The sequence below is a fragment of the Bacillus weihaiensis genome (assembly GCF_001889165.1).
GTDB classification, from domain to species: domain Bacteria; phylum Bacillota; class Bacilli; order Bacillales; family Bacillaceae; genus Metabacillus; species Metabacillus weihaiensis.
Genome location: NZ_CP016020.1, coordinates 2,751,550 through 2,768,214, shown reverse-complemented (window position 1 = coordinate 2,768,214; position 16,665 = coordinate 2,751,550). Strand labels below are relative to the sequence as shown.

General features: G+C 36.0%; 16 protein-coding genes. 6 read left to right on the top strand and 10 right to left on the bottom strand.

Annotation, left to right across the window (positions count from 1 at the left end; translation table 11 throughout):
• Positions 1 to 428: 428 nt before the first annotated feature.
• From A9C19_RS13245 to A9C19_RS13215, 8 genes are all read right to left on the bottom strand, one after another.
• Positions 429 to 1,529, bottom strand: a complete 1,101-nt coding sequence (locus A9C19_RS13245; RefSeq protein WP_158515089.1) for a GerAB/ArcD/ProY family transporter — start codon at positions 1,527 to 1,529, stop codon at positions 429 to 431.
• The gene (locus A9C19_RS13240) at positions 1,526 to 1,774 is read right to left on the bottom strand and encodes a hypothetical protein (RefSeq protein WP_072580388.1); all 249 of its coding nucleotides are present in this window, start codon (positions 1,772 to 1,774) and stop codon (positions 1,526 to 1,528) included. Before A9C19_RS13240 ends, A9C19_RS13245 begins: the two co-directional genes overlap by 4 nt.
• Complete coding sequence (locus A9C19_RS13235; RefSeq protein WP_083584374.1) at positions 1,771 to 2,967, bottom strand: Ger(x)C family spore germination protein; 1,197 nt, start codon at positions 2,965 to 2,967, stop codon at positions 1,771 to 1,773. Before A9C19_RS13235 ends, A9C19_RS13240 begins: the two co-directional genes overlap by 4 nt.
• A 27-nt stretch (positions 2,968 to 2,994) precedes the next feature.
• Positions 2,995 to 4,464 (bottom strand): spore germination protein, encoded by a 1,470-nt coding sequence (locus A9C19_RS13230; RefSeq protein WP_099092814.1) that lies wholly within the window; start codon positions 4,462 to 4,464, stop codon positions 2,995 to 2,997.
• Positions 4,465 to 4,837: 373 nt separating this feature from the next.
• A complete protein-coding gene (locus A9C19_RS21790) occupies positions 4,838 to 5,005 on the bottom strand; it encodes a hypothetical protein (protein ID WP_158515088.1) in 168 nt (55 codons plus the stop codon).
• Positions 5,006 to 5,153: 148 nt separating this feature from the next.
• Complete coding sequence (locus A9C19_RS13225) at positions 5,154 to 5,444, bottom strand: YxcD family protein (RefSeq protein WP_072580386.1); 291 nt, start codon at positions 5,442 to 5,444, stop codon at positions 5,154 to 5,156.
• Entirely contained in the window at positions 5,432 to 5,878 is a 447-nt protein-coding gene (locus tag A9C19_RS13220) for a hypothetical protein (protein WP_072580385.1), read from the bottom strand. Before A9C19_RS13220 ends, A9C19_RS13225 begins: the two co-directional genes overlap by 13 nt.
• Before the next feature lie 213 nt (positions 5,879 to 6,091).
• A complete protein-coding gene (locus A9C19_RS13215; RefSeq protein WP_072580384.1) occupies positions 6,092 to 6,607 on the bottom strand; it encodes a hypothetical protein in 516 nt (171 codons plus the stop codon).
• A 328-nt stretch (positions 6,608 to 6,935) separates the two neighbouring features.
• On the opposite strand from A9C19_RS13215, the gene A9C19_RS13210 reads away from it, so the two are divergent.
• The 5 genes from A9C19_RS13210 to A9C19_RS13190 all read left to right on the top strand — a co-directional run bounded on the left by A9C19_RS13210 (position 6,936) and on the right by A9C19_RS13190 (position 14,352).
• Complete coding sequence (locus A9C19_RS13210; protein ID WP_072580383.1) at positions 6,936 to 7,394, top strand: hypothetical protein; 459 nt, start codon at positions 6,936 to 6,938, stop codon at positions 7,392 to 7,394.
• A gap of 29 nt (positions 7,395 to 7,423) precedes the next feature.
• Positions 7,424 to 7,750, top strand: a complete 327-nt coding sequence (locus A9C19_RS13205; RefSeq protein WP_072580382.1) for a DUF3243 domain-containing protein — start codon at positions 7,424 to 7,426, stop codon at positions 7,748 to 7,750.
• Positions 7,751 to 7,923: 173 nt separating this feature from the next.
• Entirely contained in the window at positions 7,924 to 9,366 is a 1,443-nt protein-coding gene (locus A9C19_RS13200) for a phospholipase D family protein (protein WP_072580381.1), read from the top strand.
• Positions 9,367 to 9,580: 214 nt separating this feature from the next.
• Positions 9,581 to 12,358: a bifunctional diguanylate cyclase/phosphodiesterase gene (locus A9C19_RS13195; RefSeq protein WP_072580380.1), complete on the top strand. Its 2,778-nt coding sequence runs from the start codon at positions 9,581 to 9,583 to the stop codon at positions 12,356 to 12,358.
• A gap of 359 nt (positions 12,359 to 12,717) precedes the next feature.
• A complete protein-coding gene (locus A9C19_RS13190; protein WP_072580379.1) occupies positions 12,718 to 14,352 on the top strand; it encodes a thiamine pyrophosphate-binding protein in 1,635 nt (544 codons plus the stop codon).
• Between the two features lie 64 nt (positions 14,353 to 14,416).
• Here the strand turns inward: A9C19_RS13190 and A9C19_RS13185 are convergent, their stop codons facing one another.
• Positions 14,417 to 14,998 carry a class D sortase gene (locus A9C19_RS13185; protein ID WP_072580378.1) on the bottom strand — a complete coding sequence of 194 codons (582 nt, stop codon included), beginning with the start codon at positions 14,996 to 14,998 and terminating at the stop codon, positions 14,417 to 14,419.
• 1 nt (position 14,999) lies between these two features.
• On the bottom strand, positions 15,000 to 15,956 hold the full coding sequence (locus tag A9C19_RS13180; protein WP_072580377.1) for a processed acidic surface protein: 957 nt from the start codon (positions 15,954 to 15,956) through the stop codon (positions 15,000 to 15,002).
• Between the two features lie 230 nt (positions 15,957 to 16,186).
• Between A9C19_RS13180 and A9C19_RS13175 the strand changes: the two genes are divergently transcribed.
• A complete protein-coding gene (locus tag A9C19_RS13175) occupies positions 16,187 to 16,591 on the top strand; it encodes a YmaF family protein (RefSeq protein ID WP_072580376.1) in 405 nt (134 codons plus the stop codon).
• The last annotated feature ends 74 nt before the right edge of the window (positions 16,592 to 16,665 follow it).

Genomic DNA, 16,665 nt, shown 5'->3' with positions numbered 1-16,665 from the left:
AAAGAGGTTGGGTTAAGACTCAATCATTTTTTAAAAGGCGAACGATTATCGTTTCGCACGTTGATCCTTATTAATATGTTGTGGTGGAAGAACAAGTATGTTCCATTCCGCTGCATCCACTTGCTTTCAGCGGGGAAAATGAACTGCTTTTCCTAGCGAGGAGGCTTCAGCCTCCTCGCGGCTACGCCTGTGGGGTCTCACCCTCTCTACCTCCCGCCACGGAGTCAAGTGTCTTTTCGCTCCATTACACTAGCGATTAACAATCGGATCCATAAACAATACAAGTAGTGACAAAGAATAAAACCCGGACGATAGGGGAGATTTTCATTGAAAAATCACCTGATTGTTCGGGTTACTCATTAACTAAAACCATTTATGTCCCAGCCTCTTCTTATTAATACAAAATTATGAGTGTAGCTTTGTCATGATCAATCATGTACTACTCTTCTTCTTTTTTTCCATTTAGCTATTCCATAAATAATCCCTGGTAAGATAAATCCTACCGTAATGATGAAAGGTGTACTTGCATATTGGGAATATTCCTTTAAATAGATAGAGCTAGGGAAAAAAATTAAGGTAGCAACATAGATAAATATAGCCAGAGGGAACGATATTGTTTTGTATTCCTGTAGGTTTAAAAACTGAGCCATTCCAAGGCACAAACCATAAAAGGTTAAAGTAAGTTTAAAGAAAATACTAATAATCCACATGATTGCTACGATAATTTCTAATCGTTCAAGAAAATTCCCGATGCTCACTTTTTTCCCTAATACATAAATCGGATATTCTTGCCTAGTTGTAATACCAGAACCTAATATAAGGACACAATAGGCAATAAGGGTCGTTAAGACTATAGAACCGATAACTAAACCGATTACAAATGCTTTAGGTAAATGCTGTGAATTCTTTATATAAGGTGTAAACATTAACAAAATAAACATTTCAATAAATGGAAATCCAATCATATGATAGGACCCATAAAGAACTGGTTTAAGACCATTCTCAAAAAGAGGTTCAATATTTGTCCAATCTATCTCAGGTAGTAATAAAAGAATGAGTGCACCGAATAAAAGGGAGATCCAAGGGAGAAAAATTTCCCCTGTTCTAGCAATTGTTTCAATGCCTAATCTTGTTACATACACAACGACTGCAAGAAATAAAATATAAATTGATTGAATAGGAGTACCAGGTAAAATTTGAGTAACCATGAAATCACCTATATCCCAAAGTAAAACAGCACATAGGAAAACAAAATAGCTAAACGTAATAAAAATGAATGGAAACCCTATTTTTACTCCTACTGTTGCTTTTATCACCTCAATGTAACTTTTAGTTGGAAAAAGTGTTCCAAATTTCGCGTAAAAAAAAGCAAGTAATCCGCCACATATGGAGGCGATGATGGCTGAAAATATAGCATCCTGATCAGCAACCGAAGTAACAAGTGCAGGTAAGTATAATATTGAACTTCCTAAAACAAATAAAATGACTAAAATAGTAAACTGAGATGCTGATACTTTTTCTTTTTTCAAGATGTCTCACCACCGAGAATACGATCAATGAATAACCCAACCGGCTCAAATATCACCTGTATCGCCTCTAATGGATTAGGGATTCTAATCTCAAGTACATATAAGATATAAAGAATAGATGAAACGCCGATTATACTTACATGTATAAAAAGGTCTTTCTTCTTTTTTTCTTTTACTAATTTTCGCCCATCTATAAGTCCCATTATGGAGATGAAGAATAGATAAATCAGTGACTTCACAATCATTTGTTCGTATCCTCCATCTCATTTAAGAAAGAATCATTTGTTGTACCAACGCGGCGAATTGTTGTATGAAAGTTTACCTCATAGTCTAAATCTGTAAATTCTTCATCGTGCCAAGTTTTCTCTAAGGTTTTCCAAAGCTTTGGATGTTTTCGGTGGATAAGTTCTCCAAGCCCAAAAATATCGCTTTTATATTCTTGTGCTCGTTGAATGGCCATAGTTACTACCATATTTCCTCTGGCGTTAACGAGTTTTTCCACCTCCAGAATCTCTTCCTCCTTTGTTAAATCTATATCACCTTGCACCTCGGCTATTTGAGCCTCTGGTTGTACATCAATAATTATTTTAGGTTTTCCAGAACTAGTAATTATCACATTGTATTTAGTTGTGGAGTTTAGTATCTCAATTGAGATTTTACCCCCTTTCCAATCAACGACAGCCACAGTACTTTCGATATTGTCTTTTATATAGTTATAGCCTTTGCTTTCCTCTTGATCTAGCCATCCAATCAATCGATCCTTTTTAAATATACATATATTCCCAAGGGTAAGTGTTGCAGATGAGGGGATTTCTTCCACATTTTCTAAGTCTCCTGAAATATGTTCATTTCCCTTAATAACAATGCCTGTTAAGACAGGGTTGGTCCCTGTAGCTGTTAGGTTATTGATAAGCTCATCTAATTTAACACCAGCGGTAGGTGCCCAATTCTTCAATGATACCTCTATTGTATTAAATACTTTGTTAGCAGGATTCTTTTCAATTGGTGTAAGCACATTTAAAATAGCAGATGAAGTATGATCTTGTGCAACTAAAATATAAAAGTCTGTTCGAAATTCATGGTCTCTTGAAATTAATTCTAATGAGTTGCTAATTCCTTCTCTTGCTAATTTTTCTCCAATCACTAACAATCTAAGATGCGCAAAATAGAGTTTTCTAGGTGCGTTTTTAGTGAGTTTTCGAATTGCCTCAATGATTGACTTGCCAGTTACTTTATAGGTAGAAACAGCAACTCGGGTGGTAAGTGTTTTTCCTGCTATATCTCCAGGATTAATTACTTGCACGGTGAGGATATATTGCTCATCTACTTTGTCAATTCCTATTGCTGAAACGATTGCAAGGTCGGTTAATTCTTTACGGCTCCAACAACCAGTTAAAAGGCTGAAAACCATCATGATAAAAACGATCTTCTTGAGCATTTCGATTGACCTCCCGTACAAAAAAAATCAAGGTGATGGTTTGGCTGTTTTCTCTCGAACGTTATCTTGTCCACCAATAAGCTTTGGTCTTGTCGTCATTGACCAAAGAGAGAGTCGGATTATTCCATCTTTTTGGTCTTTTAATACAAATGGTGCAAATGGTAGTAAGTATGGAACACCAAAGGATCTTAAGCTACATAAATGGGCGATCAACACAAGTAGCCCAATAATAATTCCGAACAAACCAAAGCTGGCGGCTAAGCCCATAAAAATAAAGCGTACCATTCTTACGGATATAGCTAAATTGAATTTTGGTGTAACAAAGCTTGAAATCGCTGTTAGTGAAACAACAATGACCATTGTGGCTGAAACCAAGCCAGCTTCAACGGCAGCTTGTCCTAAAACTAAGGCACCAACTATTGATATCGCAGCCCCCACAGCCCTTGGCATTCGAATTCCTGCTTCACGTAAAATTTCAAAGGTGACTTCCATAAATAAAGCCTCAATAAAAGCCGGAAAGGGTACACCTTCTCGTTGAGCAGTTAAACTAATTAATAAAGTGGTTGGTAACATTTCTTGATGAAAGGTCGTGACTGCAATATAGGCAGCGGGTGTGAGTAAGGATAACAAAAATGTACCAACTCTTAACAAACGAATAAGCGTTGAGATGTCAGCGCGCTGATAGTAATCTTCACTTGATTGCATAAAATGAATAAATAAGGCGGGAACAACTAACACAAAAGGTGTCCCATCTACTAAGATTGCAATTCTTCCTTCATATAGCCCACCAACCACTGCATCTGGACGCTCTGTATTATAAACGGTCGGAAACGGTGAATAGGTTTCATCTTGGATCATGCTTTCTACATAGCCACTTTCTAATATGGCATCAATCTCAATTTTGGATAGCCGTTCTCTTACTTCATTCACTATTTTTTCATTCGCAAGATCTTTAATATACGTGATTGTCATTTCAGTTTTAGATCGTTTTCCAATTTTTATCGGTTCAAAGACAAGGTTTTTATCAATGATTCTGCGTCTAATTAAGGCCGTGTTTGTTCTAATATTCTCGGTAAACCCATCCTTAGGACCCCGAACGTTTTGTTCTGAAGAGGGTTCTTCGATTCCTCTGCTTTCCCAGCCTTTTGACCCAATCTTAAATGCGACTGGGCTTCCATCAAATAATAGAATGGTATCACCAGACATAACGGCATCATATAGTTGATTGAAATCGATGGGAGTGTCTGATAGAACCTGTAATTCACCTGTTGCTAATGAAAAATTTTTAATAAGATCCGTTATCTCTGCCTGCTCACAAAGTTCTGTTTCACGGACATCTACTAGAAGATTTTGCAGAACCTTTTGGATAACATCTTTATTAGCTAACCCATCAATAAAAACAGCGGCTGCATCAAACACTCGCTTAGACCCAATTTTTAGCTCTCTTATAATAACATCAGGGCTATGACCAATGTCTGTTTTTATCTTTTCTATCATCTGATTTAACGGATATACATTCTCAATCTTTTCAGTCTGTATTGGTTCTACTTTTTCGGGTATAGGCTGTATTAGTTTCTTTGCTACAAGTGGCTTCGGAGTTCTTTTTTTCAATCACATCAACACCAATTAAACAGTATAGTAAGATTATTTTGCGCAAAATGGGAAAAATTACTCGAAATTGTGGAAAAAAAGGAGCGTATAAAATAAATAGATATGTTGTGTGTAGATTAATCTTTCTAGATTCGGAGTATTCCTAAAATGAAAATCTCGCTACCTAGTATAGGAGCGAGATTTTTGAACGGTAGGATAACATGATGTTGTTCGAGGAATCATTCTAGTTTGGGAGTCATAGGCGGGTACCTTGCACTTCTTATATTCTTGACATCAACTTGTAGGTTAAATATGTGCCGCCAAGTAGCAAGCCTGAAAGTAATAAGAAGAAGCCAACTCCCATTTCGTCAATAAGAGTAAATAAATAGACGATGAGAATGATATCTGTAAGGATAGATCCAATTAATAAAACTTTAGGTGAACGCATAAAAAGCTCCTTTTCATTTAAAGCCGACTGGGAAGAATACCCACTCGGCTCTTTGGCAAGAGATTGTATTTGGAGACAGAGTCAGAATCATGCGTTCCTCTCTGGGTTATTAGTACCTTATTTAAAAAAGGGATCATATAGTTCATATCTATTCAGCATAAGCAATGATACCTTCTTCGTCATCTAAAACGAGTTCTAGAGCAGCTGAGAATGGATCAATATTTAGTTGCGTTTCTAGCCAGTAGCGAAGTGCCTCAATTATATTTGCAGCAATTAATATTTGCTTGCGGTCATGAATGTAAGCTTCTGCAGAAAATCCATAATCGTCATCGTACAAGAGTTCAATTTCGACTTCCTGAGGTTTACTATCTCGCTTATGAGCAATGTGTAAGCACAAGGCGTTAACGATATCCTGTTCTGATATCTTTATTTTCCCCATGCTGCATCTTCCTCGTTCTTACGCTTGTTTTTAAAATAAGAATAAGCTTTTCGGATAATAAAAATAACAGCGAAGATGGCTAAAATGTTAATGAATAAACCAATGATTGAACCAAGGATACCAAAGTTGCTTAATAATCCTCCTAGTAATAAACCAGCTAGTCCACCTAAGAAGATTCCTTTCATTATGCTACCAGTTTTAGACTTAGTTGTCGTATTGCTTGATGTTGTAGTAGATGACTTTTGCTGTGAATCATCTTTTTTGAATAAGGAAGGGCTATTATTGTTATTTGTCGTATTTGAGTTAAACGATTTCTTACCAGATTTATAGCCTTTAGCGCTAACAGTTGAAATTTGGTCGCCAAGCAAAAAGCCTCCAACTGGTGTAAATAGTAATGTTGCAACAAGCATTGCTGAAAATAGTTTCTTTATCATGCTGTCTGTTTCCTCCTCAAGATTAGATCAATCTGTCATTATAAAAGGTATGTATCCTTTCAATGACTAGTAGTAATACGGATGAATAATGAAAAAGGTTTCATTTTTCTTCTTAATAGTAGAGCATTTCGTGTATTAACACAAGATAGAAGTAAAATAGATCATTTTGGCCCAGTTACGACAATGGAACTGAATCAAAATGATCTATTTTTATTAGCTATTGCTAACCCATTTAATTTCACCATATTGACGGTCATAGTCAATCTCTACGTAAAAATTATGCTTTTGATAGAAATGTACAAGACGTTCAACATGGTCCCAATCTCTCTTGGCAATATCACCAGTAATTTTAGGGATGTTCTGTTCTATGGCTAGGTCCTTTAAATAATCCATGCAAATGGATCCATATCCTTTATTAGCAGGTCCTTTAATATCACCAATATGAATGGTTTCCTCATCTGCGAGAGTTGCTTGAATGGAGAAATCCCATTGTCCTTTATACGCAGTTTCACAATCACACAACATGATTTTACATGAGCTCTCATCAGGTGTATAAACAATGACCATTTTATCTTCTTTTGTCTGGTCAACACCTAAAACTTTACTTTTTTTTGCAATTTCTTTTAAGTTATCTTGCATCCGAAAAACCTGGAATTCAAGGTCCTCTAATTCCTCCTTTAATTCTTCGGGATCGTTCGTTCGCTGATTGTCTTCAAGTAATTTAAACATACTTGCTCTCCTTTCCCTAGAAATTGGATTGTTATCAAGCAATAACTGAGGTTCAATAAATGAATGCTCTATAGTCAACTAAAGGCTAGACATTCCATTTAGTGTATTCACTAAGACACAAACAGTGAAATATTATAAAGGAGAAAGATTAATAAATCAATAGATTTGTTGATGTTTACATAAGTGTTTTATTTTAATTTGCCCACATACTGATGCTTTTGACATATGAAATACTAGTCAATTCGTTCTTTTCTATAGTCGTTAAGTTTAAACATCTTACCCGTTGGGAATAAAACGACTAAGCACATAATCAAAAGGAGGAGAAAATATGAGACAGGAAGAAGCAACAATTGGACAACGTACACAAAATGATAGCAAGCTTGTAAAGGGTATTGTAGTAGGGGGTGTTATTGGAGGTTGTTTAACTCTTTTAGACAAGAACACGAGAAAGCAAGTTTCAGAGAGTGCAAGTTCTATGAAGGATAGCTCGGTAGCGGTTATTACGAATGTGAAAGAAAATCCTACAGAGGTAAAGGACCAAATCCTTGACCAAGCAAAACACGCAACAGACATTTTGAAAACGACCATTCAAGAAGCGAAGGATTTATTAGGTAAGATTCAAAGTGAAGTTGTCGTTGATGCGAAGGATCTTAGTCAAGAGGCCAAAACACTTGCAGAGGAAGCAAGAGAAGATTTGAAAAATGTACAAGCAGATTTAATAGAGACAGGCTCCCAATTAACGGAGACAGAGGAAAAGAATTCTGTAGAAACGCAAAGATACATGTAATCAAAAAACTATTTTAAGGAGTGTTAGTAATGGATCAACATAATGAGCAAAATTCAGCTGAATTAAACAAAGTGGAACGTGCTGTGAATGGAATGGGTGAGGAGAAGAAAGACGAAATTCTATCAAACTTTGAATCTTTCAAAGAGTTTCTAGGAAATAAAGTAGCGATGGGGAAAAAGATGGGATTGACAGAAGAGCAATTAGCATTAGCGGCACAAAAAGTTGGTGACTTCTTAGCGAGCCATGAACACCCAAGAAATCGTGAAGAGAAGCTATTGCAGGAATTGTGGCGAGCAGGCTCAGAAGATGAACGTCATATGCTGTCACATATGCTCGTAAAGCTAGTTAAATATTGAACAGATGGGGATCACCTAAAAAGGTGATCCCTTTTTAAAAAGGTTCTTTTCTTACAGATTTGTGATGCAATATTCCATCACTTTAGCTTCTACTAAATCGCTCTCTTTCGTTTCAATGTGTTAAAAGTCTTAGACACAGTAATATTTAGAGGGCTAGTTAATTTGGAGGAAATATGAGAAAGTTATTATCACTTTTGAAAAAGAAACGGGTATTACTTTTAGTAGGAATTATTATTTTAATTGCAAGTGTAAGTTTATTTCATACAAAAAAATCTTTACCAGAAGGAGTTTCATATGAAAGTGACGTTTATTATGTAGAGAATGTAGAGTTCATATATGATTTAACCTACATGACAGAAGATAAAAAATCAAAGCATGAACAATCGATTTTTCAAGAGATTTATCAACTAATAGAGAAAGCGGAAGAAATCATTGTAGTGGATATGTTCTTATTTAACGACTATCAAGATAAAAATCAACAATTTCCGCCGCTAGCTAAGACATTAACAAAAAAATTAATTGAACAAAAGAGGATGAAACCATATCTAGATATAATAGTCATTACGGATGAGATCAATTCAAGCTATCGTTCCCATGAGGTTGATCATTTTCAAGCATTAGAGGAGGTAGGAATCTCAGTCGTATATACTAATTTAAATCGATTACGAGATCCTAACCCACTGTATTCAGGACTTTGGAGAACAGGATTCCAATGGTTTGGCCAGGAAGGGGAAGGATGGCTCCCTAATCCAATGGCTGAGGAAGCTCCAAATGTTACACTGCGATCATATTTGAAATTAATGAATATTAAAGCAAACCATCGAAAGGTGATTGCAACGGAAAATGCTGCAATTATTACATCTGCAAATGCCCATGCAGCTAGTAGCTATCATTCAAATATAGGATTTAAGGTTGAAGGCGAAATAGTAGAGGATCTCATTAATACGGAACAAGCGGTCCTAAACTTTTCATCTAACATTTCTCTAAAAAAACCAAAAAACCAACAAGTGACGAAAGGTGATATTGGCCTGCAATTGCTAACGGAGCAAAAAATTCAAGATCATGTTATCAAGGAAATCGATGCGTCTAAAAAAGGAGATACGATTTGGTTAGCGATGTTTTACTTAGCGGATACTGAAGTATTGGAGGCATTAAAGGCTTCAGCCAATCGTGATGTGAAAGTTCAGTTAATTTTAGATCCGAATCAAAATGCATTTGGTTCAGAGAAGATGGGTCTCCCAAATTTACCTGTTGCTGCAGAATTAACACAGCTTGGCGAAGAAAATATTACCATACGCTGGTATAACACAGGGAAAGAACAATTTCATACAAAAATGATGTACATTCATAAAAAAGGTCAACCTCATATCATTATAGGTGGCTCGGCTAATTTTACAGAACGAAACTTGGATAATTATAATTTAGAAACAAACGTGAAAATAGTGGCATCGGATGAAGAAGACATCATGAAAGATGTTTCCAGCTACTTTAACAAGCTCTGGTTAAATGAAGAGAATGAGTATACAGTGAATTACGAGGTGTATCAGGATCAATTACCTGTCTTTAAATATCTTTTATATTTGATTCAAAAAATGCTCCATTTTACAACTTATTAAGTAAAAGGTATAAAGTACTGTATTTTTTATAAAAATAGTACTTATACCTTTTTTTTCTTATCTGTATTATAATAATCTTAAAATAAGGGAAAATGTATCTATTTGTCAGTTCTTGAAAGACAATGAAGATAGATTTCATCTTTACTATTTTCATAACCGATGAATAGAATTCGGATGATTTATGTTGATGTCAGATGTTTTTGGAGGGTACGGAATGATTGAAGAACATACTAGGTATTCACGTCTTGCACAGATTACAAAGCTGATAAACACAAAACTAGAATTAGATGATGTTTTAGAGTATGTTGTTACAGCTATTTCTGAAGAAATATTTCAATGTGATTCCGTAGGGATTTATTTGCCTCAAGAAGATCATACGTATAGAGGGTATATTGGAAAGCCGAATCATTTTAATGGAATTACATTAAATACATTAGTCATTGATCCGAAAACGGACAAATTAGCTAAACAGGTCTTAGACAGAAAGGAAACGATCTATATCCCAGACACGACAAAGGATAACAGACCGGATCCTAGACCTATTAAAGCATTCGGTATTAACTCTCTATTAGCGTTGCCAATTTTCTATGAGGAAGAGGTTTACGGGTTAGTATTCTTATTTAATAATGGGGTGAAAATGAATTTAACTCCATTCGAAATTGAAGCAGTTGAGGCCTATGTTAATATGGCCGCGGTAGCGATTCGAAATGCTAATGAGATAACAAATAAAGAAAATTTGATAAGTGAGAAACAGCTGCTTTTAGACGTTACGAGTGAGCTTTCGTTATGTTCTTCATTAAATGAAGCTCTTGATAAATGTTTTTACTATGTTGGAAAGGTATTGAGAAATTCAAATATTGGAGCGCATCTACTAAATCCAATTACAGAGGGAAACTACCAAGCGACTAGTTTAAGTAAACAAAGTGATTGGTCTGAAAAGGCATGGAAAGAAACACATAGGACGATTAGAATTGACTATACGACAGATCTTCTCTTTCAAGAAGTCATTGAAACAAAGAAATCGATCTTTGTTGAGGATGTTACCAAGGACTCAAGACCTAATCAAGAAGCTTGTCGAGAATTTGGTATACAAAGCATTTTGATGCTTCCAATTGTTACGATGGGTGAGGTGTTAGGACTATTAGCCATTGTTGGATTGAATCATCAAAATCCTAGGTATACAGAAGCTGGGATCAAGCTTGCACAATCTATTGTTGAGGCGACGGCTTCTGTGCTCTCACATTTGATTTTTATGGAAAAACAGGAGCAGATTATAAAAAAACGTACGGAAGAATTAACAGAAAAAAACGCTGAACTTGAAACAGTAGTTGGAGAATTGCAGAGGCTTAGTCGTGAAAATGAGTTGATTCTTCATTCAGTTGGAGATGGGATAGTCGGCCTAGATATAAAAGGGAAAATTACATTTTGTAACCCTGCTGCTGAATCCATTTTAAAGTATAGAGAGAAGGAATTATTGGGCAAATCATATCTCTCATTTTTTAAACAGAAAAAAATCCTACCTAAGGGTGTCTTATTTGAAAAAATGACGTCTGAGGAGGATGACGTGTTTCTCCAAAAAAACGGAGATGAGATTCCAGTTGAATATACGGTATCCGCGATTGAAGATCAATCTGAAACGGTTGGATATGTTGTGGCATGTAAAGACATTTCATACCGTAAAAAAATGGAGGAAAAGGTCAATTATCATGCGTATTATGACTCATTAACAAAATTGCCTAATCGCTCTTTATTAAAGGATCGATTAGAGCAAAGTCTTGAATATGCCCAATTACATCATCAAAAGCTTGCATTGATCTTTCTAGATTTGGATCGTTTTAAAACAATAAATGACACGTTAGGGCATTCACTTGGTGATTTATTATTACAAAAGGTGTCTGAACGATTACGAAACTGTGTTCATAAAGGATGTACAGTTTCGAGACAGGGTGGAGACGAATTCACCATTTTATTACCTTTTATTCGAAGAGAAGAAGAAGTGTATTCCTTTTCCCAAAAACTTATCAAAACGTTTGAAGAGCCTTTTGAATTAGATGGCACAGAAATATTTGTTAAAACAAGTATTGGGATTAGTATGTTTCCTCAGGATGGTCTTAGTTCACAGGAACTAATCAAAAAAGCAGATACAGCAATGTATAAAGCAAAAGAGCTTGCGGGTAACGATTTTCAATTTTATACCGCTTCAATGGATAAACGAACAATAGATAATGTAAGGCTTGAGAATGCTCTTTATCGTGCACTTGAGCTGAATGAAATGATGGTCTATTATCAGCCTCAAATAGATTACAAGTCAAATCATTTGATAGGCGTTGAGGCTTTACTACGTTGGAACCATAAAATTCTAGGAATGATTTCACCAGCTGAATTTATCCCCATCGCAGAAGAAAATGGCTTAATCGTACCAATTGGAAAATGGGTTTTACAACAAGCATGTAAACAGATGAAGCAATGGCAACAAGAGGGACACAGGGGAATGACAGTGTCAGTCAATGTTTCGGCCCAGCAGTTTATGAAGGATAACTTTGTGAATATGGTGAAAAATATTTTAGAGGATGTAGATTTAGATCCTTGCTATCTGGGAATTGAGTTAACGGAAAATCTGATCGTACAAAATACAGATGAAACCCTCCGAAAACTAGAAGAATTACATGATCTAGGGGTTAAAATTTCTATTGATGATTTTGGGACAGGCTATTCTTCTTTAGGTTATTTAAGTCATTTTCCTATTCATACATTAAAAATTGATCGTTCCTTTATCCATAATGTCTGTCAAGATACTAAAAATGCTGCCATTACTAGCACAATTATTACACTTGCTCAAAACCTTCAGCTAGATGTTATTGCAGAAGGTGTGGAAACCAAGGAACAAATTGAGTTTTTAGTATCTCGAAATTGTACTCTTTTACAAGGTTATTATTATTCTCCTCCGCTAGATATAAAACAGCTAGAAAAAAAATTTTTACGTAGTGAATAGAGTCTTTATACTATCATAAATCACGTACAATATTGGTTTAATCTCATTAGGTGGAAGGGGGTGAGACTGGTTCAGATGAGTATTCCTTAGTTGGCTCTCATACCTTTCACGCTTCATTTAGAAGAAGCATCTACTATGGAGTGATAAAATTCCAATCTAAAACTAGTATTCTGCGAAAGTAGTGTTTACTTATCCTTTGTTGGTAGTCGTAATTTACATAAAAGAGTGGTCCTCCTCGTATAGAGAGAAAGAACCTTTGTACCCAAAGGAGAGACTCGGCACTTTTAGGATTTACTAGTAGTAGCAATAATCAAAAACATCTTATATCATACTAAAACCTATCTTACAGGAGGCGTAAAATGAAAGCGATTCGTTCTGTGTTAGATTATTTAAAAAGTGGTGGAGTACAACATGTTTTTGGAATTCCAGCAGGTTCTGTAAATGCCTTTTTTGATGAGCTTTACGAGATGCCTGAGATTACTCCGATTGTTACCAAGCATGAAGGAGCAGCAGGTTATATGGCTTGTGCCTATGCTAAATATTCAAATTCTTTAAGTGTATGTATAGGGTGTAGTGGCCCAGGAGGAACGAATTTAGTAACGGGAGCAGCAAATGCAATGCGTGAACACTTACCAGTTTTGTTTATCACTGGGGCCGTTCCAGTGAACACGAATGGGTTAAATGCATCACAGGAATTATATGCTGAGCCGATATTTAAGTCTGTTACCAAATGGAGTGGTACGGTAAATAAAGCCGAAGACTTATTAGCAACTGTTGTGGAAGCGGTTAAAATCGCTTTATCTGGAGTACCAGGTCCTGTCCATATTGCCATTCCAATTGATGTTCAATTAGGTGTAATAGAAGAGAAAGATATACCGAGCTTTCCTGTATACGAGAAGCAATCTCCTATTCCGGAGCAAGTGGAAGCTGTTGTTCAAGCTCTGACCAAAAGGGAAGATGGTATCCTATTTGTTGGACAAGGTGCAAGGGGAGCAGTTAAAGAAGTCATTGAACTCGCTGAACTACTCAATATGCCGATTGTGACAACACCACAAGCAAAAGGATTAATTGCTGACAATCACCCGCTATTTAAAGGAGTATTTGGATTTGCAGGGCATGAAACTGCTTCGCAATTAATTAACGAAGGCTTTGGTGATACGATCTTTATTATTGGTTCAAGTCTAGGTGAGACGGCAACGAATAATTGGAATATGCATCTAGCAAAAGATCGACATGTAATCCAGCTGGATATTGACCAAACTGTATTTAATCGAAAATATGAAGTTGATGTAGAGATTCTAGGTGATGCAGAGCTTACATTACGCGCTATTTTGAATCAGTTAAATTCAAAAGTCACGGACAAACATCTTTATTTTCCAAAAGAAAAAGTAAAAGACGTAAGTCAGGATACATTTACTACACAAAACGTCCTTCTTAAAATTCAAGAGAATTTGCCATCAATGACTAGATATACAATTGATATAGGTGAATTTATGTCGTATGTCATTCATTATATGGAAGTTAAAGCCCCTCAAACCTTTGATATAAATGTACACTTTGGTGCGATGGGAACTGGAATCGGAACAGCCATAGGAAGTAAGCTAGCTGAACCTAACCGTGAAGTTGTATGTATTACAGGTGATGGTTGCTTCTTTATGCATGGAATGGAAGTGTTAACGGCTAAGGAGTATAACCTGCCAATTCTCTTTGTTGTTTTGAACAATTCACGCTTAGGAATGGTCTATCATGGCCATAATTTACAATATAAACGATCCCATCCACGATTTGAACAGAAGTCTGTTAGTATTGCAGCAATGGCTGAATCATTAGGAATAAAAAGTGCGTCTGTTGATTCAATGGAGCAATTAACAGCTGATCTCATTCAAGAGTTACGTGAAGAACAAGGACCATCCATCCTAGAAATTCAGTTGGTTGATCAAAACATTCCACCAATGGGAGATCGTGTGAAGTTTCTATCATCATTTGGAAAATAATAAAAAAGTCTGAAGTGATTATCTTCAGACTTTTTTTATTGGTTATCTTGATCAAATTAACGGTTCATTCTCGTTCTATCTTTGGCTTTGTAATCAGTTCAGCCTCTACAATGTAACGCAGTGGTGCTGGGCCAATGAACGTAAAGGGGTAGCATGTTGTTAAAGTTAATGTTTTTCTAGGTTTAGGCACTATAACAGTGGGATCTTGCTTGTCTACAATCCGTAGCTTTTTAATTTTAAATAATAGATAGGTGTTATCTCTTTTTACGATGAGTTTATCACCAACAACCAATTGATCTAGTTCCCGAAAAAATGTATCACGATGCCCAGCTAAGACTGAGTTGCTATCATCACCTGGTAAAGGGGTAGAAGAAACATGACCGATCCCTTTTTTTAGTGTGTCCTCATCCGTTCCTTCGTAAATTGGTACGGTTCGTTCTAGCTTTGGTATCTGCAATACTCCAATCTTATCTCCTTCTACGAAGCTAGAAGGGGAAGAAACATATTCAGATGCATGACTAATTGCTTGTGAGGAAGCCGGTGCATTTTCCTTTTGAAATACTTGATAGCCCTTACTAAGCCAATTAATTTGAAGTACACAAAGAAAGCCTCCTAGAATAATAAGGAGAAGTGAGAGTGTTTTCATTTTATTTCTCCTTTGCTTCTTGTGTCGTGAGAAAATACCCAATGATTCCAACACCTATAATAAAGATTCCTGCTAGTAGATTAATCCACAACGAAGAAGCTGTTTCAGGCAGTTTGCTATGAAACTGTGCTGATAAAGCGCCTGCTAATGTGCCAAACTCGGTTAATTCTCGCCCGAATTCCAATAAGAACTGAGATGTAACCATTTCCTCTGACAATTCGAAGTCCACTAAATATTCTCCTTCTGTGTTGTATAGGTTTATACCCAATACATTTCCGTATAACTCGTCCATTTGAAACAATTCATTTACGTTAACAGAGGTTTCAATTCCATTTGTATCTTTTAGATAGTAGTGAGAGGTAAACCCTAGAGCGGTCATTAAATTTGAGAAAATAGTGAGTACTTCCTCTTTTTGAGAATGTGATAATGTCGTCATATCCTCGATACTTTGGAAGGCTTCCATTCTTCTTCCTAGTGCGTCCATCTCATTTTCTTTTACTCGGTCTTTAAGCTTAATGAAATGACTGAATAATGTTTCTAACTCTTTGTCTGTTAAACCTGTTAAGGTAAAAAACTCTCTAAATTCGTTTATATCTGATTCATGGTTGAGATAAAAGGTGAGGGCAATAGCGAGATCTTCAATAAATGTGTAATCATCAACTGTTTCACCAAACTCTGATAGAAGGAGATCTAATTCCTGTCTTGAAAGATCGTAATCAACTAGCAGCTCTGCTACGTTTTCGTTAGATATTGGACTACCAATCAATTGTCTTATCTCTTCACTACTGTCAAAATCATCAAGACTTAATTCATAATAAGCAAGATAATTAACTAAGTCTTCTTCTGACCAGCCTACTTCAGTAAGAATTTGATCAATCTCACTTTTTGGAGGTGAAGCGAGAGCGGTTGAATGAAAGAGTAGGAATATGAGCCCACTTAACAATATTAAACGTTTCATTATGTAAGGTTCCTCCTAAGTTTTCTAGATGATATAGTAGTTTGTCATTTTTTTCTTTTTATTCCTAATACGTTCTACTTTGAGATTTTGTGGTAGTGGAGGTGTGGAGTAAGAAAACAGATGAATTGAACCATATAGTTCTTTGAACATAAGCTATATAACATGAAAAATAGTCTAAAAACCATCACTAACTAGTGAAGAGGCAACTGAGGTAAGAGGAGTGTGAAAGTATGTTAATTCCTATTGGAACGGTGAAACCTCATCATTCTCATCGTTTTTTCGCAAGAACAACACTTGTAAAAGGACATTATCATTATATTGAAGGATTCACTAAGACTGTAAATGGGAATGGGTTGGATGGGCATGTTCATGCATTTCAGGGGATTACATCCAATCAGGGTAAACATTATCATCGATTTTATAGTGTAACAGGACCGGCTATTCCTTTGGGAGATGGAGGACATTATCATGAGATATCTGATAGGACCTATTATAATTATGATGAACCACTAGAGTTACTTTATGGTGGAGTTCAATATGCTGCAAATGAACGTCCTAAGCATGATCATCAATTTAAAGGGATCACATACGAGGCTGTGGGTTATGATCCTTATTATGAAAGAATCTTTTCTTAACCTTTGTTGTAATCATCACATAATACCCAAAAGCTAAAAAATGAAGAAGCAGAAGGAAGTGTTCGTTCCTCCTG